The following is a 24,708-nucleotide window of genomic DNA, read 5'->3' on the forward strand; positions in this document are numbered from 1 at the left end:
CAATTGGGTAGCAATTAAAAACCCGGGTCTGCCCACGCAGTACCCGGGTTCTTTTTTTGCCGCCATTGCTGGCGGGTTAGTGCAAGCGGATGTTAGTTGACGACCGACACCGTGCCGCGGGCCGATGCGTTGCCAGACGCCGAGGCCCCATTGTTAGATGCCTGGACAGAACCCGAGCCCGTCACGGAACCATTGGCGGCAACCTGCGGCTTGTGGCTGGCCGCCGCACCGGCCGTTGCCACACCGCTATTCACAGCAGCCGTACCGGTGGCAGCACCTTGCGCGGCGGTGGACTGTGCCACAGCTACATCACGATTCACCGTCTGCTTGGCGGCGGTCGACGTGCGAGCGGCTGCCTGGGCCGATGCATTGGCACCGGCCTTGGCAGTGCCACTGGCCTGCGCACCCAGCTTGGCGCTTTCAGCGCTGGCCGCGTTCACTTGCGCGTTGGCAGCGGTGGAGGTGCGGGCTGCAGCCTGGACCGATGCATTGGCGCCAGCCGCGGCAGTGCCACTGGCCTGCGCACCCAGCTTGGCGCTTTCAGCGCTGGCCGCATTCACCTGCGCGTTCGCTGCGGCTTCAGTGGACTGCTTGACGCGCAGGGTCTGGCCCATGGCCTGGCCTTGCGCATCGCTAGCCTGCTCGACGACGATCTGGCCGGCAGCACGGCCCTTGCGGGTCAGGCGCTCGGCTTGCAAGGTGATGTCTTCACCGGTGCTGACCACGGCGGCTTCGCGGGCGCTCGCCTGGTTGTTGACCGCAGTTGTGGTCTGACCGACTGCCGCACCGTTCACATCGACACGGCCCGTTGCGCCAGCACCGATCTGTGCGGCGGCCTGTCCGCTTTGCTGCACAGGGGCTGCCGCAGCGGCGGCCGGTGGTGCGGCGAAGACGCCCTGCACGCGGGTTTGGCCAGCCGCCTGGGCGGCTGCCGCGGCCGCAGCGCTGGCATTGGAAGTACCGGTGCTCATGGCGGCTGCGTTGAGGTTGGCTGCGTTCATTGACGCGGCATTCAAGGTACTAGTGCCCATGACCGGCATGGGGGTGCCAACACCCAGACGCCCGCTGGCTCCGCCGATCAGGCTGCCGGTGGCGCTGGTGGCTACGCCACCCACTCCGAGCAGGCCAGCATGGGCCGAGAGGGACAGGAACAGCGCCGACACAACAGCGGCGGCAGCCAGTTTGGGTTGCACAGAGGCTTGAGATTTGAACATGGTGAATGCTCCTTTGGCTTTTGGAAGGGCCGGCCATTCCGGCCCCTACATTGGGTACAACGAAGCCCGTTCGCAATTCCTTCCCACGCCATTTGTAATCAATTGCAACGGCGCGAAGCACCGGTCGCCAACGGAGGGATCAACGCCGTGACGGGTCTACCCCAACCAGACCCCAGCCATACACCGGGTCGCGGCCGGGTGCGCCAAGGTCCACAGCGTTGGCAATCAGGTGCGCCACGGCTGCTGCCGCAGCCTGTGGGCTGGGCGCCGCCATGCCCGCCTGCGCGGCCAACAGACCCGCAACCCGCGGTGCAGCAAACGAGGTACCGCGTGCCAACACATAGCCTCCGCCCGGTTCGGCCACGGCCAGCCCTGCGCCCAGCGCGGCAAACACCACCTGTGGACCTTGTGCGGCCTCGGGCAGGATCTGCTGTGATTGGTTGACTGCCGTCACCCCCACGACCCCGGCATAAGCCGCCGGATACAGCGGCGGTGCGGCCGGGCCATCGTTGCCCACCGCTGCCACCAATACATGGCCCTTGGTGAGCATGGCCTGCACCGCCCGCTCCAACGGGCGGTTGGATGGACCGACCAGGCTGATATTGACGACCGTCACCTTTTCACGCGCCATCCAGGCCAAGGCCAGGACGATGGTCTCCACGGCACCGCCCGCCGGCTGCCCGCAGTAAATGTCCGCCGCATACAGCACCGATCCCGGTGCAGCACCACCCAGCGCTGTGCCGCGCCCCACCAGCAACGAGGCCACGGCCGTGCCATGGGCACTGGGATGGGGTATGCCCTCACAACCCCACAGGTGCACCGTGGCACCCCGCAGCACTACGTGCTGGCGGTCCACTCCGCCATCGACCAGGCCTACCCGCATGGCAGTCACGGGCGCGGTTGGACGCTGGCTGGCTGCAGGCCCCCCCGCGGCGTCGCCGCTGCGGGTATAGACGTGGTTGAAGTCGGCATCCACATCCTTGCCCAGTGCGCGCAAGCGTGCAAGCCCCTCTGCGGTGCCCATGCCCAAGGGCGGGCGCAACACCAGTTCATGCAGGTTCAGGTCCGCCAGTGTGTGTTCGCGCAGCACAGCAAAACCCAAAGCCAGAGCGGCCCTCAACAAATGGGGCGGCGGTGATACCCACAGCAACTCCTGCCTGCGCATGGGCTCACCCAGGGGATCGGCCTCCAGCACGTCGGCGTGCAGGCGTAACAGGTCGCGCACGGTGGCGGCGCGCAGCTGCTGCAGTGGTACCAGGTTGCGCAGGCTGTCCCCTTCAGCGGCAGCCGGCTGCTGCTGGGACCCCGCGGCACTGGCGCCAGTTGCGGGCAGCGGAGCACCGGACTGCACAGTTGGCGATAGAGGCGCCAAGCCATTCTGCGGCAGGGGCAACACCTGCTGCAAGCCAGGCATTGGCAGTGCTGAGGGCAAGCCTTGCGTCGATGGAAGCTGTTGCAACAGGGGTAGGGACTGCCCGGTAAGGCTGGGTACGTTGGGCACTGCGGTGGGTAGGGCCGGCAACGGAGTCTGAGGCAATTGCGGTAGCTGGGACGTCTGCAGCACTGGCGTAGCTGAGGGTGTGGCTACCGGTGGCAAACCCAGTTGCGCCTGGGCAGGCCGGGCCAGCCACAGCCCCACGGCCAGGGCCGCTGCAAGGACCACGGTGCGTCGACCAGAGACCCAGGGATGGAAAGGCGTCATGTACATGCGATGATAACGAGCGACCCATGGAAGAAAATCCCTGGCCCACACGTTGTACCCCATAGAGATGGCTGATTCCTCTTCAATTCAACTGCGGGAAGACATTGCCGCCCTGCTGCCGCGCTTGCGACGGTTCGGCCGCACCCTGGCCCGCAACGCGGATGACGCCGACGACCTGGTTCAAATTGCAGTCGAACGGGCCCTGACGCACACCGAACAGTGGCGACCGGGCACACGACTGGACAGCTGGATGTTTCGAATCATGCAAAACGCCTGGATAGATGAAACCCGAGCCCGCGAGCGGCGGGGCCAAACCTTTGTCGAGGAAGAGGCCGGTGAAAACATCGGCGAAGCCACGAATGACGCGCAAATGGATGTGCTGGCCGTGCGCAAGGCCGTCGCGCAGCTGGGCGACGACCAGCGTGCCGTAGTCGGTCTGGTGTTAGTAGAAGGCCTGTCCTACCAGGAAGCCGCGGCCGTGCTGGAGATCCCCGTCGGCACGCTGACCAGCCGTTTGGCACGGGCACGCGAGACCCTGCAGAACCTGCTGGGTGGCGCCAGCAGTGAAGGAGTACCCACATGAAAGCAGCTACACCCGATACCGAAACGCTGATGGCCTTCGCCGACGGCGAACTGGACGCCACGCAGCACGCGCAGGTGCAGGACGCCCTGCAGGCTCAGCCCGAACTGCGCCAACGCGTAGAGCAGATGCGCCAACAGCGCATACAGCTCGGCGCTGCATTTGCCGGCGTGCTGGATGAACCGGTACCCGACCGATTGAACCGCCTGCTGCAGGCACCACCCGCCCCGGCTGCCGCCCATCCGCCCACTGCGGTTGTGGTCCCGCTGGACGCGGTGCGGGCCAAGCGTCAACGCCCCCGCTACATGCTGACCTGGGCGCAACTCGGTGGCATGGCCGCCAGTGTGGTGCTAGGGCTTCTGCTGGGCGCCCGCTTCCTGGGTTCCGGCGCCGACCCGGCGATGGGCCTGCACCAGGGCCAACTGGTGGCCGGGGGTGTGATCGACAAGGCACTGTCTACGCAACTGGCCAGCGAACCAATAGCCGGAGCCAGCGTGGCCGTGCAACTGAGCTTTGTCGACAAGGGCGGCCACTACTGCCGCAGCTTCAGCACCTCGGCCGCAGCCGGTCTGGCCTGTCAGCAGGCGGGACAGTGGGTGGTGCAACAGGTTGTCGCCATGGATACGCAGCCCAGCGGTGAAGTCCGCATGGCTGCCAGCGCCCTGCCGCCCGCACTATTGGACGCCGTAGACCAGCGCATGGCCCCTGGCGGTACGCTGGACGCCGCCGCAGAACGGGCTGCGCGGGCACGCGGATGGAAGAATTAGGACATGCCCAGGTGTTCGGGCACCACTGGGTCGCCGGCACGGCGGTGCTGTGTGCGCTGCAGCAACAGGGCCAACAACACGGCGGCCGCGCCCGACCCGGCCAAAGAGGGTGACGAACTCAGGAGCACGTGGGTCAGCCCGTTCAGCGCCGCGCCACTGACCTGTAGGGCGTGCTCCACCAAAGCCACCACGTCGCCGGGTCGCACCAATTGCACATCCGATGGGCGCAAGCCCGGGTCCGGCAAACCGCCACGCAGCCGGATCTTGGCAAAGATGCCATTGGCAATGGCAATCAATGACAGCACGCCAACGGGTCGCAGCAACTGCTCCAGCAGCCGGGTCTGCAGCGGCACCGGCGCGACCTCATACACCTTGCCAACCAGTTGGGCCAGCATACGTTCCTGGGCCTGCGGCGGGGCCCCCGCATAGACTTCTTGCACCAGTTGTTCGATGGGTATGGACGAGCGCCCGGAATTGGCGGGTGTGGGATCGGTGATGCGTGATGGATTGGTGGTGGACATGTGCTTCTCCCAACCGCGAATGGGGATGGAAAGCCTAGGCTAGCCCCTAGCTTCGTCGTTTTTTGCAGGCCCTACTGTCAGCATTTGTATCTGAAGGTTTCTACCGCACGAGACAGATACATCACGCAACACTTGGCGCGGGGCCAATGTGCGATGACCGCTATAGCGACCGTTCCAAGACGCCAAGGGCCTCGCGGCGCGACAGTGCGATCCGTGCACAAGCCTGGGTGATGGCGCAAACCATGTTGCGGTCCAGGGATTGCAAGAATTGCAGCGGGGTGCAGTGGCCATCGAACATACTGCGGGCCTGGGCCAATGCTTGTAGCGTCCCCTGGTGCCCGATGTAACGGTAGACAAAGGCGGTGATCGGCGAAGCCGTCAAATCATTGGTGGATTCCAGTGTGCGCCCTTTCTCGAACACGCGCAGCAGGTCAGGATTGACATCGCCCGTGGCGGGCACCACGGGCAAATAGTCCTCGACCCGTTCGGGGCGGCCGTAGGCGCTGCGTATTTCGCCCAGAAACATGGAGATAGGCCCGTCGGTACCGGTGCATTGGGCCAATGCTTCCACGATGGCAATGGACACAATCTTGGCCCCCAGAAAATCCACCGAGAAAACAATATTGCGCGTCGCGGCGGCACACAGTTCGGCCATCTCCGCCGCACTGGGCCACTCCTTGTAATATTGAAAGACGTGGACGGGATTGAGGGTGCGTAAGAACCCGTCCATGCGCGTCAGGCCATGGCGGTACTCCTGCAGGGTGTACATGCCCGCGACTTTGAGCGGCGCATTGGACTCCTCAATCAACAGCCAGGTGTTGGACAAAAACAGGCCAGGGTCGGCCTCGGCAAAGCTACCCACATCGCGGTTGGTCAGCGCGATCGCATCCGCCGCGACCCGGTCGGCAAAGGCCAGAGCCGCGCCCGCATCGCTGCCGTCAACGCAGAGGCTGTATTGCTGCTGCACGCGCAGCGCCAGGCGGTGGACGGCGGAGCGGCCTTGCGTATCGGGTGTACGAAACGGGATGGTGGCTTCGATGCACGCCAACACGGCAATCAGGTCTGCCGCGCCCAGATGGGCTTGCAGCAGGCGGGCCGCCACCACCGCGCTCAGGAACTCGTTCAAGCCGCCGTACAGTGGCAGAACCTGCCCCGGCGCAAAGTCGAACAGTGCAGCACACAGCGCCAGTGCCGAGTCATCCGCGCGCAGGGGTTGCAAGACCAGCGTGTCCCCTTCTTTGCGCGTCACACCATCCAGCAGGTAGGCGGCATGCTCCGGAAAACCCCCATCCAGTTGGTAGTACACCAGGTCGTGGAACAGCGCCGCCAAGACCTGTACCGGCTTCATGCCCTCGCACAGACCAAAGACATGGCCCGAGGTATGGTAGGCCCGCGTCTGCGATTCCATGGCGTGGTGCACCAGCATGGCCAGACGTTCGGTATCCACCATGCTGACCTTGGCGGGCAACGCCTGGAAGGCCGCATCAAACAGCGAAATGAAGCGGTTGATGGTTGAAATTGCCACGCGGAATGACTCCTTAGCAACGGTTACCGGAAGGTCTACAGACGCGCCCCAGCCGCAGCGCCAATGCGGGCAGATTAATGCCAGAATATAGCCGCCTCTTCGGCTGCGCGCACCCTATATCCTTCAACTTTTTTTCGCAATTGACCGCACGCCGTTTTTCAAAACTCCCGGGCGCCTTGTCCAGCATCGGGGCACTGAGCGGCGTATTGGGTTTGGCCGTGGCGGCGCTGGTCGTGTTTCTGGCCGAGCCGATTGCGATCCAGAGTTTGCGCCTGGCGCAGTTCGACCAATTCCAGCGCTGGCATCCGCGCCCCTATGCGCCTGCGCCGGTGCGCGTGGTGGACATTGACGAGGCTTCGCTGAAAGCCTATGGCCAATGGCCGTGGCCCCGCACCCAACTGGCCGCGCTGGTAGACAGGCTGCACGATGCCCGTGTGGCTGCCATTGCATTTGACGTGCTGCTGAGCGAGCCCGACCGCAATGCCCCCGGTGCGATGGCACGACTGTGGAACGCTCCCCAGGTGACGGCTGCGCTGGCCGGCTTGCCCGACCCCGACCAGGTCTTCGCCGACAGCCTGCGCAACAGCCCCACCGTACTGGGCAGCAGCCTGGCGCACAGCGCGATAGCGGCTTCTAGCGCTACGGTCGTGCCTTCCCTGCCCTACCGCATGGTCAGCAGTGGCGCCCCAGGCGCGGCCGCATGGTTGCAGGGTTTTGACGTGGCCCTGTGGCCCTTGCCCCTGTTGACAGCCCAGGCCAAAGGCGTGGGCGCGCTCAACGCGGCGCCCGACATTGACGGCGTGTTGCGCCGTGTACCGCTGCTATTGCGCGTTGGTGCAGCGGACCTGGTGCCGGGCCTCAGCGCCGAGGCGTTGCGGGTGGCCCAAGGCACGCCCAACTACCTGCTGCGCGGCCATGCCGCTGGTCTGCAGGATGTCCGCATAGGTGGCATCACCATACCGACCACGGCAGAGGGTGAAATCTGGCTGCACTACACCGCCCCCCAACCTGCGCGCCTGGTGTCGGCCGCCGATGTGCTGCGGGGGCAGGTGTCTTTGGACCAACTCCAAGGCCATATCGTGCTGGTGGGCAGCTCAGCCGCCGGGCTGATGGATGTGCGCAGCACCCCTCTGGGCCAACCGATGCCGGGGGTGCTGGCCCACGCCCAGGCCTTGGAGCAAATGCTGCTGGGCCAGTATCTGCAGCGCCCCTCGTGGGCGGCGGGTTTGGAGGCGCTGGTGCTGGTATTGGGTGCCGTGCTGGTAGGTCTGTTGGGGCTGGCCCTGCCTGTGCGATGGGCCGCCGTGGCATTGTTGGCCGCGCTCGGGGTAGCAGGGGGCGGCGCCTGGTGGGCCTTTGTATCGGGCCATGTGCTGCTGGATGCCGTCAACTCCGGCTTGGCGATGGTGCTGGTCTTCGGCCTGGCCAGTGGCATGCACCACCGGGTCACCGAACGCCAACAGCGCTGGCTGCGCACGGCGTTTTCCCGTTATGTCTCGCCCAACCGGGTCGAACACCTGGTGGCTCACCCCGAGCAATTGCACCTGGGTGGCAAGCGCCAGGTCTGTAGTTTTGTGTTCACCGACCTGGTGGGCTTCACACCCATGCTGGAAGCCAGTGACCCGGCCCAGGTAACAAACCTACTCAACGACTACCTGGAGGCCATGCTGGTCATCGTCTTCAAACACGAAGGCACCTTGGACCGCTTTGTTGGCGACGCCATGGTCGTGCTGTTCTCCGCGCCGGTAGAGCAGGCCGACCACCAGCAGCGCGCTTTGGCCTGCGCGTTGGACATGGATGCCTTTGCCACCGCCTATGCGGCGCGTTTGCGGGCTGCCGGCGTGCCCTGGGGATTGACCCGCATCGGCGCGCACAGCGGCGAAGTCATTGTGGGCAATTTCGGTGGCAATGCACTGTTTGATTACCGCGCCCTGGGTGACCCCATCAATACCGCTGCCCGCTTGGAGAGCGTCAACAAACACCTGGGCACGCGGGTATGCGTATCGGATGCCTTGCTACAGGGTTGCAGCGGCGTTGCGGCGCGCCCCATAGGGCGTGTGCTGCTCAAAGGCAAAGCCCATGCCTTGGCCGTGTTTGCGCCTGAGGCCACGCTGGACGCTGCCCACTGTGTTGCGTCAGCCGACTACGCGGCGGCCCTGCACTGCCTGCAGTCAGGCCCCGGCCACGACCCTGCACACGCACAGACCTTGCTGGAAACCCTGACCCGGCAGCACCCGCAAGATCCACTGGTAGCTCTGCACCTGCAACGCCTACGCCAGGGCGCGACCGACGATCTGATCGTCATGGCCGACAAATAAGAACAGGCTCAGTCCGCCACTGGCGTGGGCTCCGCATGGCAGGTGATGCGGTTGCGTCCGGCCCGCTTGGAGTCGTACAACGCCTTGTCGGCGTAGTTGACCAACTGTCCGGGGGTCACGCCATCGCCCAGCTGGGTGACGCCTATGCTGACCGTGACCTCCACATGGGTGCCATCCAGCAGCTGCACCTGCATGCCTTCTGCGGCCTTGCGCAGGCGCTCCAGCAGCACGGCGGCGCTCTCCAGGCCGATATGGGGCAGCATCAGTGCAAACTCTTCGCCACCGTAACGGCACAGGGTATCCGACGTGCGCAGCATGCCGCGCAGCTTGGTGGCCAGCGCGCGCAGTACCTCATCCCCCCCGGTATGACCATGCTGGTCGTTGACACCTTTGAAGTGGTCCACATCGATCATGGCCAGCGAAAACGGCCAGTTGTAGCGTCGGCTGCTCAGGATCTCCTGCGTGATCTGCTCGTCGAAGAAGCGGCGGTTGTAGAGGCCGGTGAGGCTGTCGCGCTGGCTGGATTCTTCCAGGTCCAAGGCCTGGTCCATCGTATGGTCCAGCACCCGCTTGACCTCCGCAAGCGCCGACGCGTCGTGTATCGTGATGCAGGCGCCCTGCACCGAACCGTCGTGGTCATACACGGGGAAGATGGACGTATCCTGGTGCATGAACTCCGCCTCGCCCGACTCCAGCGACGAGGCCTTGAAACGAAACACGTAGGGGCGTTGCTTCCAGGAGCTGAAGGACGCCGTCTTCAGGATCAGGCAGCTCTTGATTTTCTTCTCCAACCAATTGCGGTTGAGCTCGGGAAAAGAGTCGAACAGGTTCTTGCCCAGCACGGCGTCGGCGCGCACATTGCTGTTCAGTTCCATGAAGCGATTCCACACCACGACGGTGAAGCGCCGGTCCACGACCACCACGCCCACGGTCAGCATGTCGTCGACCACACGTGGAAAGTCAAACGGCAGCAACAGGTTGGAAGCCAGGTCCATGGCAGGAGCCGTCAAATGCGTTTGGCAAGGGCTTGCTTGACCGCAGGCAGGCAATCCGGCTGCACCATGATCATCAGCTCGAACGGCACGTCATGGGCCTCCAGGTGGAAGATGATGTCGATCTCCAGCATCTTGCCGGTCCAGGCCTGCGCATCGGCAAACAAGTAGTTGTCGGCCTCGGCCGACGGTGCATCGAACGCCACCACGCGCGGTGGGCGCAGGCCGGTGCGTAGCTCCAGCAGGGCAGCAATCTCGACCACACAGGTGCTGGCCAAGGCGTTGCCCAGCTCCAATAGCAATTCCTCCCGCTGGCGACGGCCGTCACCATCGCGGTCATCAAAGCCCAACACGTCACGCAATGCCGCATAGCTGGCCGGCCCATAGATGATGGCGATGCTGCCGGCGAGCTCACCAAAGAATTCCTGGTCCAGCACGCTGATGCGCGCATGGGTCCGTATGAGCCGGGCCCGGGTTTCCTGGATGTCGGAGGCCCCTACCGCGCGGATGTCGGGCACCCGCAGATTGACAAAACCGGAGAAGGCCTCGGCCAACGTGGCACCGGCCTTGCCCATGGCCACGTTAACGGTCTCGCCCAGAACGTCGCGCTCGTCCTCGTTGAACAGTTCGTCATCCATGCAGGGCTCCCAGTTGGGTGAGCACGGCACGTAGCGCGTCCATCTTGATGGGTTTTTCAATAAAGGCCGAGGCGCCCAAAGAAGCCACGCGCTCCTTGGCCTGGCGCTGAATGTCGGCGCTGACCACGATGACACGGGTATTGACTTGGCGCCGCCGCAGCTCGGTCAGCACATCAAAGCCGCTGACACCGGGCATCGTGAGATCCAGCAGCACCAGGTCGACAGAACGCTTTGCGAGTTGAGCCAGGGCGTCTTCGCCACCGGTGGCCTCCAGGCACTCCACATCGACCCCGAGCAACTCACGTACCAGGGCCAGATTGACCTTGCGCGAGCTCTTGGAGTCGTCGACAACCATCAGGCTTGCAGTCATGGGACCCTTTCTGCCATTGCGGCCAAACAGTGCCTTGCGTCGAGCGATTGCTGCGTTTACAGCTTATCACACCCGTTTGGTTTTGGTGCTGCATTTCGCCAGTCGCCGGGTGTGTGTCCGGTCCACCGTTTGAAGGCCCGGTTGAAGGCACTGGCCTCTGAAAAACCCAGTGATTGCGCGACGTGGGCAAAGGCTTCCGCGCCCTCGGCCACAGCTGCGCACGCCTTGGTCTTGCGTACCGCGTCAATGAGCTCCGTATAGCTCCAACCCTGCGCCAACAGGCGGCGGGCAAACACGCGGTCACTCAGCGCAAATTGCTGTGCGGCCAGCGCGCGCGCTGGTACCCCGTGGACCAGGTTGCTGGCCAACCAGGCACGCACCTGGTCCAGAAAATCAGGCCCCGCCGATAGTGCGGCCAGACGTGCCGTCGCGTACTCGCGGTGCAGGGCTGCCAGTTGCCGGTCGGCCAGCGGCAATGGGCGGTCCAGCACCGCGTTGTCAAGCTGCAAGCCGCTGAAGGCCTGGTCAAATTCGGGTGCGATGCCAAACACCGCAAGGTAGCCGGCCATGGGGCCGAGTTGGGCATGGCTGAACTGCACTTTAGCGGGCGTGAACTCCCGGTCACCCACCCAACGGCTGAAGCTGACCACGGCCGCCAGAACCGATTCGATCTGGTGCGGGCTGAAGGCCAGGTCGCCCTGCTGCGGGTGGTAGATCAACCAGCTTTGGTCGTCCCCGGCAATGAGTTGGAACCGCCCGCCGTCGCTGATCAGTCGGTTGAAGCGCTGCGTCAGCGCAATCGCCTCGCGCAATGTGGGAGAGGACTGCAGGATAAAGCTGACCACGTTGAAGCTGGCGGGCCCGACCAAGGCACCGGCCTTGAGACCAAAGCCGGGGTCTTGCGTCAAGGCGACCGCGGCACGCCACAACCGCGTGATCGCATCGATAGGCCAGCGCCCCTGTTCCAGCCAGTGGGGCTCTATGCCGGCATGGGCCATCACCTGGGCGCGGGTCAAGCCGTGGCGTTCGGCGGCGGCAAACACGGTATTGACCCAGCTGATGGACACCGTGGCTTCTGCGGTCAATTTGTATGGCTCCTGCAGTCAAGGGGTTCGCCATGATATGCCGCTATCGTTGCGCCCAGACAACTTTCCCCTATAAGAACCCTTGGAGACAACACACATGCACATTCCCGCCGTTCAAGACCAGGTCAGCCCCGAAGAATGGCAGTTGCGCGTCGACCTGGCGGCCTGCTACCGCTTGGTTGCGCTTTATGGCTGGACCGACCTGGTGTTCACCCACATCAGCGCCAAGTTGCCGGAGTCGGTATCCGGTGCGGGCAGGCACCATTTTTTGATTAACCCCTATGGGCTGATGTTCGACGAAATCACAGCCAGCAGCCTGGTCAAGGTGGACGAGCACTGCAACAAGGTCATCGACTCGCCATTCCCGGTCAACCCGGCCGGTTTCATCATCCACAGCGCCGTGCACGAGGCGCGCCCTGACGCCGGCTGCGTGCTGCACACCCACACCCGCGCCGGTGTAGCCGTGAGCGCGCAAAAGTGCGGCATCCTGCCGATCAGCCAGCAGTCCACCTTTGTATTGGCGTCGCTGGCCTACCATGGCTACGAAGGCGTTGCCATACGCGACGACGAAAAGGTGCGGCTGCAGGCCGACCTGGGCCAGGCCAGCTTCATGATGTTGCGCAACCACGGCCTGCTGGTGGTGGGCAAGACCATTGCCGAGGCGTTTTTGGCGATGTACACCTTCGAATCCACCTGCCAGATCCAGCTGTCCGCGCAGGCGGCCGGTGAACTGGTCCATGTGGACCCACGCATAGTCGACGGTGTGGCCGAAGCCATGCGTGTACAGACAGGTGGCATGGGCGGCGCGTTTGTGTGGCCTGCTCTGATCCGCAAGCTCAACAAGCTGGATGCGGGCTACCAGTCATGAACGGCACCCTCATACTGACCCAATTGCTGGTCGTCGCCCTGGCCTTGATCATGTTCGGCCTGGGCCTGTCGCTGGGGGTGGAGGATTTCACCCGCCTACTCAAGCACCCCAAGGCCGTGGTCGTAGCCCTGGTCTTGCAAATCGTCGTGTTGCCGGCCGCATGCTACGGGCTGATTGTGGCGCTGCAGGTGCCGCCGCTGTTTGCCGTGGGCCTGATGCTGCTGGCCGCTTCGCCAGGCGGTATTTCGGCCAATCTGTACAGCCACCTGTTTGGTGGCAACGTGGCGATGAATATCTCGCTGACAGCCGTCAACACCGTACTGTCCATCGCCACGCTGCCGGTGATCAGCAACTCGGCCATCAACACCTTTGCCAAGACGGGCCAGGTGGTGCCGCTGCAGTTCGGCAAGGTGGTGGAAGTCATCACCATCGTGCTGATACCGGTGGCCATCGGCATGTGGGTGCGCACGCGCAAGCCCGCCTTTGCAGCGCGCTCGGAAAAGCCGATGAAAGTGTTCAGTGCCCTGGTGCTTGCGCTGGTGTCTATAGGAGCCTTGGCCAAGGAATGGGCATCGATCACGACCACTTTTGCCGACGTGGGCTTGGCGGTCGTGGCCTTCAACCTGATCAGCTTGCTGGTGGGCTACTACCTGTCGCGCGTTGCCGGACTGGATCGGGGCTTGGCCACCGCCATCAGCTTCGAGATCGGCATCCACAACTCCACGTTGGCCATCTTCATTGCACTGGCGGTCTTGCGCGACATCCAGTTGGCACTGCCCGCCGCCATCTATTCGGTCAGCATGTACATCACCGCCACCCTATTTGGGCTGATCGTGCTGCGGCGAAGCCCGCCGGCGGCCCAAGCAACGGCAAACGCTTCGGTCTGAGCGATGAAGAGGAAATCTTCTATGCGAGCCTACCGCGTTGCAATGTTGGCCGCGTGCACCTTGGGCCTGTCACTACCCACTATATTGGCGTTCGCACAGGCTGCCAAGCCTGCGGAAGGCGTCTCCTACGAGCCCGAAATTACACTGGCGGGCAAGACCTTGCAGCTCAATGGCACGGGCATTCGCAAAAAGCTGTTCTTCAATGTGTATGCAGCCGCCCTGTACCTGCCGCTCAAAGCCAGAACCCCGGCTGAGGTCTATAGTGCGCCCGGCCCCAAGCGCTTCAAGGCCAGTTTTCTGCGCGAGCTGGATTCGGCCGGCTTTGGCAAGACCACGATGCAGGTGATGAATGACAACCTGCCCAAGGAGCATATGTCGCGTTGCATACCGGGCTTGCTCAAGCTCAGTGACGTGTTCGCCGCCAAGAAGCGCATTGGCCCCGGTGAGAGCTACACCATTGACGAGATCCCCGGCAAGGGCACCGTCGTCAGCATCAACGGAGCAGCGGTGGCGGAGATTGCGGAGCCCGAATTCTTCACCTGCCTGATGTACAACTACTTTGGTGACAAGCCCGCCGATGCCAATCTCAAGGTCGGCCTGCTAGGCGGGGCTGGCGACAAGTAGGTGGACAGCGCTGCGCTCAGCGCAGCGTGATCTCCACGCGGCGGTTGCGCGGTTCGGGCGTGTCGTCCGGCGTGGGCACCAGCAGGTTGCGCTCACCGTGCGATTCGATGCTCATGGTGGTGTTGGCCAGGCCCATGGCGCGCAACTGCTCGGCAATCGCCGTAGCACGCTGCAGAGCCAGCACCTCGTTGGCATCGGCAGCACCCTGGGTGTCGGAGTGGCCAATCACCGACATGTCCACCGAAGGCCGTGCCAACGCGTGCTCCACAATGGTCTGCAGCAAAGCCTTGGACTCCGGCGTCAACTCGGCACCACCGGTTTGGAAGTAGAGCAGGAATTGCTCGGGCTGTGTCGGGCGGGCCTTCATGGCGGCGCCAAAGTCGCGTTGCAGTTGCTCATTGCTGACATCAAAGGGGGGCTTGCTGCCATCCAGCAGGGCACCCTGCTGCGCCTTGGTCAGGGTCTGCTCGCCACGCTGGCCTTGCACGACGACCTTGCCCAGGCTGCCGTCCAGGCTGGGCAGCAGCGCCACATAGGACTGGGGGCCAGCGCAGGCGGTCAGCAACATGCCGATCAGGGTCGCGTATGCCAGCTTCACACCGGGCCACTGAACAATGTGCCGGTTCATTGCGCGTCCTCCACCTTGGCCACAAATTGGGTGCCGCGCACACCGATGATGCCGGTCGGCGTCTTGACCGTAACCGCTTCGGGCTTGAGTTTGGCGATAACACCCGACACATAGTTCAAGCTGCCCTTGAGCAGGCTGGTGCCCAGGCGCAATTGGCCCTGCGCCGGGGCGTATAGATATTCGTCCACCGTCAGCTCGGTATCGGGGCCGAAGGACATCACGGTGTTGTCTTTGAACGTGACGCCCAACGATGCATTGGCCAATGTCTTGAGTTGGCTGCCCAGCAAAACCGGTGTGCCGGGTGTGGCGGGTGTGCGCTGGCCGGCGGTGCTGACCCAGGCCTCGCCAGTCACGGTCTTGACATAGCCTATCGGCGCGGGTGTTGTGGTCTGGGCGCTGGCGCACGTCACCGCAAGGCCAGCCACAAGGCCTGCGGACAGCGCACGCAGCACGAACTGTGCGGTATAGGACAGGGACATGGTTTCTCTCAGGATCTACAAATGACGAATCGGCATTGCCCCGCCTTGCTATCAAAAGTGGAGCGAAATGAGTAATAAATACGAGGGCTAGCGGCCTATTTTCCAAGTGCCGTTACATCAAACTGATGGTTTTATCCAGTTCGATGGCGGCGTCCAGGGTTTCCAGCAAAGCCTTGCGCACCTTGCGTTTGGTGTTCTTGTGGGCATTCATATTGAGCTTCTTCATCTGCTGGGCCACCTCCACCGCGGCACTGAGCAACTGTTCAGGCGCCACCACCTGGTCCAGGAAACCGGCGGTCACCGCGCCTTGGGGTGTGAACATCTCGGCATTGATGACAGCACGCTGGAAGGCCGGGGTGGTCAGGCGGTCGCGCGCAATGGCGATGCCGACATGGTGCATGGTCATGCCGATCTTGACCTCGTTGAGGCCAATGCTGAAGGGGCCGTCCACGCCAATGCGGTGGTCTGCCGACAAGAGCACGAAGGCGCCCTTGGCCACGGCATGGCCGGGGCAGGCCACGATGATGGGCTGGGGATGGGCCAGCATGCGACGCGCCAAGGTGGAGCCAGCCGCCACCAGATCAATGGCGGCCTGGGGGCCAGCCATCATGACCTTGAGGTCGTAACCCCCACTCAAAATGCCGGGCTGGCCGGTGACGATGACGACGGCACCCGCGGCCTCGGCCTGGTCCAGCCCCCGGTTGAAGCTAGCGATCAGTTCATGTGAAAACGCGTTGACCTTGCCATTGTTCAGGGTCAGCGTGGCGATGCCATCTTCCAGGCTGTAGACAACCAATTCGCTCATGGTGGGGCTCCCGCAGAAATCAAAAAAGCCAGTCTAACCGCACAGCGGTGCGCAGGCTACTGCGGCGCCAATGACTGCAAGGCGTTCAGGCTGGTCTGCAAGCGTTGCTCGGCGGAGCCCGCGATACGCACACAGGGCCAAGCTCCTTGTGCCAGCACCTGCTCAAGCCGCGCATGCACCATGGCACGCGCCTGCACGCCGTCGCGTTGCAGACCGTCGGACACCCAGGGGATGTCAGGCTCCAACAGCAGGGTGGTTGCATAGCGGGCGTGCAGGCCATAGGCCTGCGGGTACAGTGAGGCGTCACCAAACACCACGTCGCTGTAGACGGCGGTCAGCAGGGGGGCGGTGTCGCACAACACCAATGGCAACTGTTCACGTTGGGCGAGGGTGTAGACCTCGGTCTCCTGCCGCAGTTGTTCTTGCAGTATGTGGATCTGCTCTACCTGCAGCGGAGTGCGGCCCTGCTGCAGCGTGAAGCTGCGCAGATACTCCGGCACCCACAGACCGCCCGTGCGATGGGCCAAGGCCTGTGCCAGCGTGGTCTTGCCGGTGCATTCGGCGCCTATCAGGCAAACCAGGCGGGGCTGCATGCCAGTCCAGTCTAAGCCCTAGGCCTTAAAACTCGACAGTGACCCGCGCCCGCACCGTGCGCGGTGTGGATGGGAACAGATAGGTGCCGCCCCAGTACTGGGTGGGTGCCTCACGCCAGTAGTTGCGATCAGTCAGGTTCTCGACATTCAGGCTCCACTGCGTAGCCTTGCCTATGAGGCGGTTTTGGTAGCGCAGGCCGGCATCCAGCTGCCAAGCTGTGGGCAGGCCCACACTGCCGTCCGCGGTCACGGTCTTTCCACTCTCGTGGGTCAGCAATCCACTGAGCGACAGGCCGGGCAAAGACGCAATCTTGTAGTCCGCAAACAGCGACGCCTTGGTCTTGGGCACATTGGTGACCTGTTGCCCCACCAGTGCGGGGTCGACCGCATCGGTGTACTTGGCGTCCAGCAGCAAGAGGCTGGCCTGTAAGGAAAGCTGTTTGTCAACCTGCCCCACCGCCATCAGTTCCACCCCGCGGTGGCGGGCTGTCTTGCCCCCGGCTATGCGCAGCGGCACGCCAGTGGCTGTGGCCTGGTCATCGGCATAGGGCTTGTTGACGCTGAAGGCCGCTGCGGACACCAGAAGGCGCGGATGAGCCTGCCACTTCAGGCCCAGCTCAGTCTGGTCGCTCTTGAGCGCGGGCAACACCTCTCCCGCATTGACAAATTTGCTGGGGCGGTTGGGCACGGCCTCCAACTCGGCGCCTTGCCCCCAAGACGCATACAGCATGGTGCTGGCCGCAGGCGACCACGACAACCCCGCCCAAGGCGTGGTGACGGTTTGGTCGATGGCGATGGCGCGCGAGCCGTCGCTGCGTTCACTGCTGCGATTCAGGTGCGAGGTGCGAAAGCCCACAAAGCTGCGCACACTGGGGCTCAGATCGCTGGACAGAGACGCATAAGCATCGACTGCGCGTTCGCGGCTGTTGGTGTTGAGATCGTTGGCCGAGGCGTCGGCGGGCAGCACGCTCGGCGTGTTGATGTTGGTCGTGCCCACAAAGTTGTAGGCCTGCTTGGGTGCGAGGTCGGTGCGCGCCTGACGGCCGCTCAGGCCCAGGGTCAACTGGTGGACCACGCCAGCTGCCTGCAGTTTGCCCTGCATCCTGGCATCCCAGGCCCAAGTGCTTCGCTCTTCGTTTTCACTGCGGTAGTCGTAAATGTCCACATCCCCATTTCCACAAAGGCCAGGATAGACATAGTTGGCTCCGGTGCTGCAACCATCGGGAAAGGCCAGCCGGTCCTGCACGACGGTGCGCTGTGTGCTCAGGCCCAGATGGGAACTCCAATACGCCGTGATCTGGTGGTCAATGGCGAATTGGGCATTGGTGCTGGTAGCCTCAAAGGGCTGCGACCAGGTTTGGTTGTTAAGGTTCAGACGGGAGTAGTTGCTGGCGGGCAGGGTATCGGCCACACCATCGCCATTGGTGTCCAACAGGCCCAGGCCGGGCACCGAAGGCTGCTTCTTGTGGTGGTATTCCAGATCGGCCGACAGTTTGGTGCGGCTGGTGGCCTGGGTCGCCAGGGCCAGGCTGGCAAACTCACGTTTGCCCTCGGCACGGTCAAACACCGTGCGCAGGTCCTCCGCGGCCAAGTTCACGCGCACACCTACGGCCCCCCAGGCGGTGTTGCTATCGACATGCACCTTGCTGCCGCCATTGCCGTCTCCACCTACCGTGGCGGTGGTGAAGTTGCCGGCCTGTGGCGCCTTGGTAACAAAGTTCACGAGGCCACCGGGCGCTGAGACGCCAGCCTGCATGCCGGCCACGCCTTTGAGCACCTCAATACGCTCTTTGTTTTCCAAGGCGATGGGCGCGTAATTGGACACGGGCAGACCATTGCGCAGGTAATTGTTGCCCTGGTCCAGTAGAAAGCCGCGCACCGACAGGCCTTCGATATAGCCCGTGGTGTTGTAGCTGTCGGCCAGCGATGCATCCAGTTTGATGGCTTGCGACAGGCTGCTGGATGCTGTGGCAGACAGCAGATCGGCGCTCAGCACCGTGATGCTCTGGGGAGTCTGCGCCAAGGTCTGGCCCAGACCGCCGACGTCGGCACGGTCAATGTCCAATACCGGGGCAGACTTGCCGGTGACGGTGACTGCTTGCAGGCTTGGGGAGGCCGTCTGCGCCCAAAGGGGTGCGGCAAGCAGCACGGTCAGCGCGGCGGCGCAGGGGGAAAGTTTTACATTGAGATGGAGCGCCATCGCATATCCTTTTCGTTGTTCGATGGCAGGGATGCAGACAGCAAGGCTATGGGCCGAACGGCGCACCACGGGTGATGGAGCAATCGTTGGCATGTTCTCACCACGCTTCCCTGCGCAAGTATTACCTTGATCAAGTTCCAGGGTGTTATCTCAGCCAACCACCCCAAAAGCAGCCAGCACCCCTAGCGTTTGCAGGTCAGCGGCGAAGGCCGACCCGATAACGCTATTGTAAGCGGCGCCCCTAAAAGGCAGCCTGCGCACAGGGCCATGGGTCAGGTGCGATCTATCTTCCACTCCAGCGCTACGGACGTTGTGGTCTTCACCACACCATCAAAATTGCCCATCTCATCCAGCAGCGTATTCATGCGCAGCGCGGACTCGGCTCGCAGCAGCACCACGTAGTCAAACTCGCCACTGACAGCGCAGAGTTGGCGCACCTCGGGCATGCGGGAGATCTGGCGCACGACCTCGCGGCCGGCCTTGGGTTGGACCGTAATGCCCACAAAGGCTTGCAGACCCATGTCGCGCACATCCTGGCCCAAGCGCACGGTATAGCCGGCGATCACACCTTCGCGCTCCATGCGGCCCAGGCGCGCCAGCACCGTGGTCCGCGCAGTGCCCAACTGGCGAGCCAAGTCAGCTGTGGAGGCACGGGCATTGGCCTGCAAGAGCGCCAACAGGTCACGATCCAGCTGATCGCGCAGGGTGCTGGTGCGCTCCAGTAATGCGCCCGTCGCTGCCGTGCTGGTTTTGACAGTTCTAGACGGCTTCGCGCGGGTACTCATGCTTGGGGATATTTCATATTGACTAAATACTATGACGAATCGTCTGTTTTATCAACCAATTCGTCAAAATGCCTATTTAATTCGTCCGAACCTGCACCTAGACTTCTTTCATCCAAACTTATTAACCAGGAGATTTCCATGCGTGTTGTTCTGATGGGTGCGGGCCACATTGGCCAAACGATTGCCACTTTGTTGTCCGGATCGGGTGACTACCAGGTCAAGGTCGTGGACCGCAGCGAAGAAGCGCTGAAGAAGCTGCGCCACCTGCCATTGGAAGTGGCACAGATCGACACCTCGGACGCCGCCGCTTTGCGCGCCGCGCTCAAAGGTTATGACGCCGTCGTCAACGCCCTGCCCTACCACCTGGCCACGATGGCTGCAGCCCAAGCGCTGGAGGCCGGCTGCCACTACTTTGACCTGACCGAAGACGTGGCCGCCACCCGCGAGATCATGCGCATGGCCGAAGGTGCCAAGACCGCCTTCATGCCCCAATGCGGCCTGGCACCCGGCTTCATTGGCATCGTGGCCCACCACCTGAGCAAGAAGTTCAGCAAGCTACACGAAGTGAAGATGCGCGTGGGCGCACTGCCCGCCTTCCCCACCAATTCATTGAAATACAACCTGACCTGGAGCGTGGACGGCCTGATCAACGAATACTGCCACCCTTGCGAAGCGATTCGCGACGGCGAAATCATCGAAGTGCTGCCGCTGGAAGGCATGGAGCATTTCTCGCTGGATGGCACCGAGTACGAGGCCTTCAACACCTCCGGCGGCCTGGGCACGCTGTGCGAGACCCTGAAGGGCAAAGTCAATACACTGGACTACAAGACCGTGCGCTACCCCGGCCACTGCGACATCATGAAGATGCTGTTGCAAGAGCTGGGTATGAAACATGACCAGGAAACGCTGAAGGACATTCTGCGCAAGTCCATCCCGCTGACCATGCAGGACGTGGTGCTGGTGTTTGTGACCGTCAGCGGCGAGCGCGACGGCCACCTGGTGCAGGAAGTTTTTGCCCGCAAGATCTTTGCGGACCGCGACGAAAAGGCCCCGCTGAGCGCCATCCAGATCACCACCGCCGCCGGCATCTGCGCGGCTGTCGATCTGTTCCGTGAGGGCAAATTGCCGCAATCTGGTTTCATCCGCCAAGAACAGGTAGAGTTGCCAGCTTTCCTGGCCAACCGCTTTGGCAAGGCGTACCAACAGTCGCGCCAAGTTGAGTCCATCGGTTAAGCCTGCCGTTTTTACCGCTTACGGAGACACCATGTCCAATCCCCATGATTCCATCCAAACCCTGCTGACGCGCCTGGGTGTGTCCGCCACTGCCTATACGGGTGGTGCGCTGGCATCCCGCTCACCCATCGACGGCGCAAACCTGGGCCAAGTGCACGAAACCGCCTTGACCGAAGTGGCGGCTGTCATCGGCCGCGCGCACGCCGCGCACCAAAGCTGGCGCTCCGTGCCCGCACCGCAACGCGGTGAACTGGTGCGTCTGCTCGGTGAAGAGCTGCGCGAACACAAGCAGGCACTGGGCACGCTGGTGTCGCTGGAGGCCGGCAAGGTCCTGTCCGAAGGACTGGGCGAAGTGCAAGAGATGATCGACATATGCGATTTCGCCGTGGGCCTGTCGCGCCAGCTGTACGGCCTGACCATTGCGTCCGAGCGGCCCGGTCACCGCATGATGGAAACCTGGCATCCGCTGGGTGTGGTGGGTGTGATCACCGCGTTCAACTTCCCCGTGGCTGTGTGGGCGTGGAATGCCGCCTTGGCCCTGGTTTGCGGCGACACCGTGGTGTGGAAGCCGTCCGAGAAGACTCCGCTGTGCGCGCTGGCCGTGCAGGCCGTGTTTGACCGTGCGTGCCAACGTTTTGGTGCGGACCGCACGGCCAACCTGTCGCAATTGGTGATGGGTCGCGCAGACGTGGGTCAAGCCCTGGTCGACGACACCAAGGTCGCTCTCGTATCGGCCACCGGCAGCACCCGCATGGGCCAGGCTGTGGGTCCACGCGTGGCGGCACGCTTTGGCCGCAGCCTGCTGGAACTGGGTGGCAACAACGCCATCATCGTGGCGCCGTCTGCCGACCTGGACATGGCCGTGCGTGCCGTGGCCTTCGCCGCAGCCGGCACCGCGGGCCAGCGTTGCACTACCGCTCGCCGCCTGATCGTCCACAAGTCAGTCCATGCGGACCTGGTCTCGCGGCTGACCCGCGCCTTTGCCAGCTTCAAGATCGGCTCGCCACTGGAAGAGGGCACGCTGGTCGGCCCGCTGATCGACGGTGCCGCATTTGATGCCATGCAGTCTGCGCTAGAGCAGGCCAAGGCCCAAGGCGGTGTGGTGGCCGGCGGTGAACGTGCCTTGCAGGACCGTTTCCCCAACGCTTTCTATGTGCGCCCGGCCCTGGTGCAGATGCCCGCGCAGACCGAGGTGGTGCGCCACGAGACCTTTGTGCCCATCCTGTATGTGCTGCAGTACAGCGAGCTGTCTGAAGCCATTGCGTTGAACAACGATGTGCCCCAGGGTCTGTCGTCGTCCATCTTCACGACCGATGTGCGCGAGGCCGAGCAGTTCATGTCGGCAGCGGGCTCCGACTGCGGTATTGCCAATGTCAACATCGGCACTTCGGGCGCCGAAATTGGTGGTGCCTTTGGTGGCGAGAAGCAGACCGGCGGCGGCCGTGAATCGGGCTCGGATGCGTGGAAAGCCTATATGCGCCGCGCGACCAATACGGTCAACTACTCGCGGGAATTGCCGCTGGCACAGGGCGTGCGTTTCGACCTGGGCTAAGGAACAAGCTGGCGTGCTCGCTACGTAGCGAGCACGCCACCGGCGCTGTCCAACCCCAGCAAACCGCCGTCCACCCCTCCGATACACCGGTCTGTCCATTGGGCCTGGTAGTCCGCGTTATGCTTGCGGGCTTACCAACACCAAAGGTAGCCATGAACCGGTTGATATCCAGAACCATCATCCAGCCGGCACTGGGCGCACTGCTGATCGCAGTGGGGTCTGTGTGCTGTGCCATCGAGAACCCGAGCGCGCCCGTTGCGCCAGTCAAAGAAGTTCGCGAAACACTGCACAGCGTCACGCTCACTGACCCCTACCGCTATTTAGAGAGCGTAAAAAACCCCGAGGTGCAGACCTGGTACAAAGGCCAAGGCGAATATGCCCGTGCCACACTGGACCGCATTGCCGGCCGCGATGCGCTGGAGAAGCGCATCACGGAGTTGACCTCGGCCAACGGTGACGCCATCAGCAGCCTCATCCGCCTGCAGGGTGACAGAGTCTTTTACCTCAAGCGCCCCAAGGGCGAACGCCAATACAAGCTGGCCATGCGCCTGGGCCTGCAAGGCGCCGAACGCATTCTGGTCGACCCGGAACTGGAAGCCAAACGCACCGGCGTGCCGCATGCCGTCAACTACTTCCGGCCGTCGTGGGACGGCAAGTATGTGGCCTATGGCATGTCAGCTGGCGGCTCGGAAGATGCGTCCCTCTACGTGCTGGAGATCGCCACCGGCAAGACGATGGGCCAGCCCATTCCCCGCGTACACGAAGGTCTGGTGCATTGGCTGCCGGACAGCCACTCGCTGACCTTCAACCAGCTCAAAGCATCCACACCGGGCGAACCCGAAAGCGAAACCTATCTGGACAGCCGCGTGATGTGGCTGAAGGTCGGCGCCACGAACGCACAAGCCGTGTTCGGCCCCACGGTGACAACCCAGTTGGGACTGGCGCGCTTGGACGTCGCGTCCATCCAATTTGCGACGGCCAGTCCCTGGATGATTGCGCGCACCACCGACACCACGTTGCCTGAAGGCTTGCTGTTCGTGGCCCGCACCTCGGATCTGGGCAAGCCCCATACCGTGTGGACCCGGATCTCAGGCTACCAGGACAAGATCGAGGCCATAGACCTGCGTGGCGACTACCTGTATTTCATGACCCATGCCAATGCCCCCCGCAAGCGGATCATGAAACTGGACCTGCGCAAACCGCGTTTGCAGAATGCGGTGGAAGTAGCCACCGCCCCCGCCGACGGCGTGCTGGAGGATTTCACGCTGACACGCGACGCCCTCATTGCATCGGTACGCCAAGGCACAGAAATCGTTCCACGCCGCTACCGCGATGGCAATACGCAAGGCGAATCCATACCCATGCCCTTCAAAGGGGCCGCCACCGTCAGCCGTGACCTGGCACATGCCTACACCGATGTGCTGTACACCTTGAGCGGGTGGACCCAGACACCGCGGAGTTTTGTGCTCCAGGGCGATGTCTCGGTCGACACAGGCCTGCATACCACTCCAGCCTTGCCGCATCCGCCCGACGTGGAAGTGGTGAACGTGGAAGTACCCAGCCACGATGGTGCACTCGTCCCCATGACCCTGCTCTACAAGAAGGGGCTCAAGCGGGATGGCAGCAACCCGACCCTGCTCAACGCCTATGGCGCCTATGGGCATTCCATCACCGCGGGCTTCTCCGCTGCGCGCCTGGCCTGGATCGAGCAAGGTGGGGTGCTGGCACTGGCCAATGTGCGCGGCAGCGGTGTACATGGTGACACCTGGTACCGCGCGGGCCAAAAGGCCACAAAGTCCAACACCTGGAAAGATGGCGTGACCTGTGCCGAGTACCTGATCGCACAAGGCTATGCGACGCCGAAGACCTTGGCCGTCATGGGCACCAGCGCGGGCGGTATTTTTGTGGGTCGCACGGTCACCACGGCGCCGCAATTGTTTGCTGCGGCCATCTTTGATGTGGGCGTCATGGATGCCGTGCGTGCGGAAGACAGCGCCAATGGCATTACCAATATTTCCGAATTTGGTAGCTTTGCCAACGCCAAGGAATTTCCGGCATTGCTGGAGATGAGCACCTACCACCACATCGTGGACGGCACGCCCTACCCGGCCGTACTCTTAGTGCATGGCATGAATGACCCCCGTGTCGATGTATGGCACAGCGGCAAGGCTGCAGCACGCCTGCAAGCCGCTTCCAGCAGCCACAAGCCCGTGCTGCTGCGCCTGGACATGCAAGCCGGCCATGGCATGGGCAGCACCGCCACCCAGCGCAATGCCATGTCCGCCGATATCTACAGCTTCCTGCTGTGGCAAATGGGCAAGACCACCCTCAAGGAGTGATGA

At 63.2% G+C, this 24,708-nt stretch carries 23 protein-coding genes and 1 riboswitch; of the genes, 9 read left to right on the forward strand and 14 right to left on the reverse strand.

Features of this window, described 5'->3' with window-relative positions:
- Positions 1–92: 92 nt before the first annotated feature.
- Both AC07OO_RS04855 and AC07OO_RS04860 read right to left on the reverse strand, forming a co-directional pair.
- Complete coding sequence (locus AC07OO_RS04855; RefSeq protein WP_495080917.1) at positions 93–1,214, reverse strand: hypothetical protein; 1,122 nt, start codon at positions 1,212–1,214, stop codon at positions 93–95.
- Between the two features lie 139 nt (positions 1,215–1,353).
- A complete protein-coding gene (locus AC07OO_RS04860) occupies positions 1,354–2,916 on the reverse strand; it encodes a S8 family serine peptidase (protein WP_495080918.1) in 1,563 nt (520 codons plus the stop codon).
- A 67-nt stretch (positions 2,917–2,983) separates the two neighbouring features.
- Between AC07OO_RS04860 and AC07OO_RS04865 the strand changes: the two genes are divergently transcribed.
- The gene (locus AC07OO_RS04865; RefSeq protein ID WP_495080919.1) at positions 2,984–3,499 is read left to right on the forward strand and encodes a sigma-70 family RNA polymerase sigma factor; all 516 of its coding nucleotides are present in this window, start codon (positions 2,984–2,986) and stop codon (positions 3,497–3,499) included.
- Positions 3,496–4,263, forward strand: a complete 768-nt coding sequence (locus AC07OO_RS04870) for an anti-sigma factor family protein (RefSeq protein WP_495080920.1) — start codon at positions 3,496–3,498, stop codon at positions 4,261–4,263. The genes AC07OO_RS04865 and AC07OO_RS04870 overlap by 4 nt, the downstream gene beginning before the upstream one ends.
- On the opposite strand, the gene AC07OO_RS04875 is transcribed toward AC07OO_RS04870, so the two are convergent.
- Positions 4,260–4,784, reverse strand: coding sequence for a hypothetical protein (locus AC07OO_RS04875; protein ID WP_495080921.1), 525 nt, complete (start codon positions 4,782–4,784; stop codon positions 4,260–4,262). The two genes, AC07OO_RS04870 and AC07OO_RS04875, sit on opposite strands and share 4 nt — an antisense overlap.
- 160 nt (positions 4,785–4,944) lie before the next feature.
- Positions 4,945–6,309: a hypothetical protein gene (locus AC07OO_RS04880; RefSeq protein ID WP_495080922.1), complete on the reverse strand. Its 1,365-nt coding sequence runs from the start codon at positions 6,307–6,309 to the stop codon at positions 4,945–4,947.
- Positions 6,310–6,485: 176 nt separating this feature from the next.
- Here AC07OO_RS04880 and AC07OO_RS04885 point away from each other — a divergent pair, with 176 nt between their 5' ends.
- Complete coding sequence (locus AC07OO_RS04885) at positions 6,486–8,627, forward strand: CHASE2 domain-containing protein (protein ID WP_495080923.1); 2,142 nt, start codon at positions 6,486–6,488, stop codon at positions 8,625–8,627.
- Between the two features lie 8 nt (positions 8,628–8,635).
- Here AC07OO_RS04885 and AC07OO_RS04890 read toward each other — a convergent pair whose 3' ends face one another.
- The 4 genes from AC07OO_RS04890 to AC07OO_RS04905 are packed head-to-tail and all read right to left on the reverse strand — an operon-like array spanning position 8,636 to position 11,712.
- Positions 8,636–9,622: a sensor domain-containing diguanylate cyclase gene (locus tag AC07OO_RS04890; protein WP_495080924.1), complete on the reverse strand. Its 987-nt coding sequence runs from the start codon at positions 9,620–9,622 to the stop codon at positions 8,636–8,638.
- Positions 9,623–9,633: 11 nt separating this feature from the next.
- On the reverse strand, positions 9,634–10,257 hold the full coding sequence (locus tag AC07OO_RS04895) for a hypothetical protein (RefSeq protein ID WP_495080925.1): 624 nt from the start codon (positions 10,255–10,257) through the stop codon (positions 9,634–9,636).
- A complete protein-coding gene (locus AC07OO_RS04900) occupies positions 10,250–10,627 on the reverse strand; it encodes a response regulator (RefSeq protein WP_495080926.1) in 378 nt (125 codons plus the stop codon). The genes AC07OO_RS04895 and AC07OO_RS04900 overlap by 8 nt, the downstream gene beginning before the upstream one ends.
- A 56-nt stretch (positions 10,628–10,683) precedes the next feature.
- Positions 10,684–11,712, reverse strand: coding sequence for an AraC family transcriptional regulator (locus AC07OO_RS04905; RefSeq protein ID WP_495080927.1), 1,029 nt, complete (start codon positions 11,710–11,712; stop codon positions 10,684–10,686).
- A gap of 97 nt (positions 11,713–11,809) precedes the next feature.
- Between AC07OO_RS04905 and AC07OO_RS04910 the strand changes: the two genes are divergently transcribed.
- Genes AC07OO_RS04910 through AC07OO_RS04920 form a run of 3 tightly spaced genes read left to right on the forward strand, consistent with a single transcriptional unit; the run spans position 11,810 to position 14,091 of the window.
- On the forward strand, positions 11,810–12,580 hold the full coding sequence (locus AC07OO_RS04910; RefSeq protein WP_495080928.1) for a class II aldolase/adducin family protein: 771 nt from the start codon (positions 11,810–11,812) through the stop codon (positions 12,578–12,580).
- On the forward strand, positions 12,577–13,467 hold the full coding sequence (locus tag AC07OO_RS04915) for a bile acid:sodium symporter family protein (RefSeq protein ID WP_495080929.1): 891 nt from the start codon (positions 12,577–12,579) through the stop codon (positions 13,465–13,467). The genes AC07OO_RS04910 and AC07OO_RS04915 overlap by 4 nt, the downstream gene beginning before the upstream one ends.
- A 21-nt stretch (positions 13,468–13,488) precedes the next feature.
- Positions 13,489–14,091 (forward strand): chalcone isomerase family protein, encoded by a 603-nt coding sequence (locus tag AC07OO_RS04920; RefSeq protein WP_495080930.1) that lies wholly within the window; start codon positions 13,489–13,491, stop codon positions 14,089–14,091.
- Between the two features lie 16 nt (positions 14,092–14,107).
- Here AC07OO_RS04920 and AC07OO_RS04925 read toward each other — a convergent pair whose 3' ends face one another.
- The 6 genes from AC07OO_RS04925 to AC07OO_RS04950 all read right to left on the reverse strand — a co-directional run bounded on the left by AC07OO_RS04925 (position 14,108) and on the right by AC07OO_RS04950 (position 19,581).
- Complete coding sequence (locus AC07OO_RS04925) at positions 14,108–14,719, reverse strand: OmpA family protein (protein ID WP_495080931.1); 612 nt, start codon at positions 14,717–14,719, stop codon at positions 14,108–14,110.
- Complete coding sequence (locus AC07OO_RS04930; RefSeq protein WP_495080932.1) at positions 14,716–15,198, reverse strand: FecR family protein; 483 nt, start codon at positions 15,196–15,198, stop codon at positions 14,716–14,718. The genes AC07OO_RS04925 and AC07OO_RS04930 overlap by 4 nt, the downstream gene beginning before the upstream one ends.
- Before the next feature lie 112 nt (positions 15,199–15,310).
- A complete protein-coding gene (locus tag AC07OO_RS04935; protein ID WP_495080933.1) occupies positions 15,311–16,003 on the reverse strand; it encodes a crotonase/enoyl-CoA hydratase family protein in 693 nt (230 codons plus the stop codon).
- Positions 16,004–16,059: 56 nt separating this feature from the next.
- Complete coding sequence (locus tag AC07OO_RS04940; protein WP_495080934.1) at positions 16,060–16,596, reverse strand: AAA family ATPase; 537 nt, start codon at positions 16,594–16,596, stop codon at positions 16,060–16,062.
- 25 nt (positions 16,597–16,621) lie between these two features.
- Positions 16,622–18,796, reverse strand: coding sequence for a TonB-dependent siderophore receptor (locus tag AC07OO_RS04945; protein WP_495080935.1), 2,175 nt, complete (start codon positions 18,794–18,796; stop codon positions 16,622–16,624).
- A gap of 90 nt (positions 18,797–18,886) precedes the next feature.
- Positions 18,887–18,990, reverse strand: a riboswitch (TPP riboswitch).
- Positions 18,991–19,068: 78 nt separating this feature from the next.
- The gene (locus tag AC07OO_RS04950) at positions 19,069–19,581 is read right to left on the reverse strand and encodes an Lrp/AsnC family transcriptional regulator (protein WP_495080936.1); all 513 of its coding nucleotides are present in this window, start codon (positions 19,579–19,581) and stop codon (positions 19,069–19,071) included.
- Positions 19,582–19,719: 138 nt separating this feature from the next.
- On the opposite strand from AC07OO_RS04950, the gene AC07OO_RS04955 reads away from it, so the two are divergent.
- The 3 genes from AC07OO_RS04955 (at position 19,720) to AC07OO_RS04965 (ending at position 24,705) form a co-directional block, all read left to right on the forward strand.
- Positions 19,720–20,814: a saccharopine dehydrogenase family protein gene (locus AC07OO_RS04955; RefSeq protein WP_495080937.1), complete on the forward strand. Its 1,095-nt coding sequence runs from the start codon at positions 19,720–19,722 to the stop codon at positions 20,812–20,814.
- A 31-nt stretch (positions 20,815–20,845) separates the two neighbouring features.
- On the forward strand, positions 20,846–22,366 hold the full coding sequence (gene amaB / locus AC07OO_RS04960; protein ID WP_495080938.1) for an L-piperidine-6-carboxylate dehydrogenase: 1,521 nt from the start codon (positions 20,846–20,848) through the stop codon (positions 22,364–22,366).
- Between the two features lie 152 nt (positions 22,367–22,518).
- Positions 22,519–24,705, forward strand: a complete 2,187-nt coding sequence (locus AC07OO_RS04965; protein ID WP_495080939.1) for a prolyl oligopeptidase family serine peptidase — start codon at positions 22,519–22,521, stop codon at positions 24,703–24,705.
- Positions 24,706–24,708: the final 3 nt, after the last annotated feature.

The organism is Rhodoferax sp. GW821-FHT07G04 (genome assembly GCF_059418585.1).

Bases quoted from the DNA above. Each gene is read 5' to 3' on its own strand.
- AC07OO_RS04855 (WP_495080917.1), bottom strand. From the start codon at position 1,214: ATGTTCAAATCTCAAGCCTCTGTGCAACCCAAACTGGCTGCCGCCGCT.
- AC07OO_RS04860 (WP_495080918.1), bottom strand. From the start codon at position 2,916: ATGACGCCTTTCCATCCCTGGGTCTCTGGTCGACGCACCGTGGTCCTT.
- AC07OO_RS04865 (WP_495080919.1), top strand. From the start codon at position 2,984: ATGGCTGATTCCTCTTCAATTCAACTGCGGGAAGACATTGCCGCCCTG.
- AC07OO_RS04870 (WP_495080920.1), top strand. From the start codon at position 3,496: ATGAAAGCAGCTACACCCGATACCGAAACGCTGATGGCCTTCGCCGAC.
- AC07OO_RS04875 (WP_495080921.1), bottom strand. From the start codon at position 4,784: ATGTCCACCACCAATCCATCACGCATCACCGATCCCACACCCGCCAAT.
- AC07OO_RS04890 (WP_495080924.1), bottom strand. From the start codon at position 9,622: ATGGACCTGGCTTCCAACCTGTTGCTGCCGTTTGACTTTCCACGTGTG.
- AC07OO_RS04895 (WP_495080925.1), bottom strand. From the start codon at position 10,257: ATGGATGACGAACTGTTCAACGAGGACGAGCGCGACGTTCTGGGCGAG.
- AC07OO_RS04900 (WP_495080926.1), bottom strand. From the start codon at position 10,627: ATGACTGCAAGCCTGATGGTTGTCGACGACTCCAAGAGCTCGCGCAAG.
- AC07OO_RS04910 (WP_495080928.1), top strand. From the start codon at position 11,810: ATGCACATTCCCGCCGTTCAAGACCAGGTCAGCCCCGAAGAATGGCAG.
- AC07OO_RS04915 (WP_495080929.1), top strand. From the start codon at position 12,577: ATGAACGGCACCCTCATACTGACCCAATTGCTGGTCGTCGCCCTGGCC.
- AC07OO_RS04920 (WP_495080930.1), top strand. From the start codon at position 13,489: ATGCGAGCCTACCGCGTTGCAATGTTGGCCGCGTGCACCTTGGGCCTG.
- AC07OO_RS04925 (WP_495080931.1), bottom strand. From the start codon at position 14,719: ATGAACCGGCACATTGTTCAGTGGCCCGGTGTGAAGCTGGCATACGCG.
- AC07OO_RS04930 (WP_495080932.1), bottom strand. From the start codon at position 15,198: ATGTCCCTGTCCTATACCGCACAGTTCGTGCTGCGTGCGCTGTCCGCA.
- AC07OO_RS04935 (WP_495080933.1), bottom strand. From the start codon at position 16,003: ATGAGCGAATTGGTTGTCTACAGCCTGGAAGATGGCATCGCCACGCTG.
- AC07OO_RS04940 (WP_495080934.1), bottom strand. From the start codon at position 16,596: ATGCAGCCCCGCCTGGTTTGCCTGATAGGCGCCGAATGCACCGGCAAG.
- AC07OO_RS04945 (WP_495080935.1), bottom strand. From the start codon at position 18,796: ATGGCGCTCCATCTCAATGTAAAACTTTCCCCCTGCGCCGCCGCGCTG.
- AC07OO_RS04950 (WP_495080936.1), bottom strand. From the start codon at position 19,581: ATGAGTACCCGCGCGAAGCCGTCTAGAACTGTCAAAACCAGCACGGCA.
- AC07OO_RS04955 (WP_495080937.1), top strand. From the start codon at position 19,720: ATGCGTGTTGTTCTGATGGGTGCGGGCCACATTGGCCAAACGATTGCC.
- amaB (WP_495080938.1), top strand. From the start codon at position 20,846: ATGTCCAATCCCCATGATTCCATCCAAACCCTGCTGACGCGCCTGGGT.
- AC07OO_RS04965 (WP_495080939.1), top strand. From the start codon at position 22,519: ATGAACCGGTTGATATCCAGAACCATCATCCAGCCGGCACTGGGCGCA.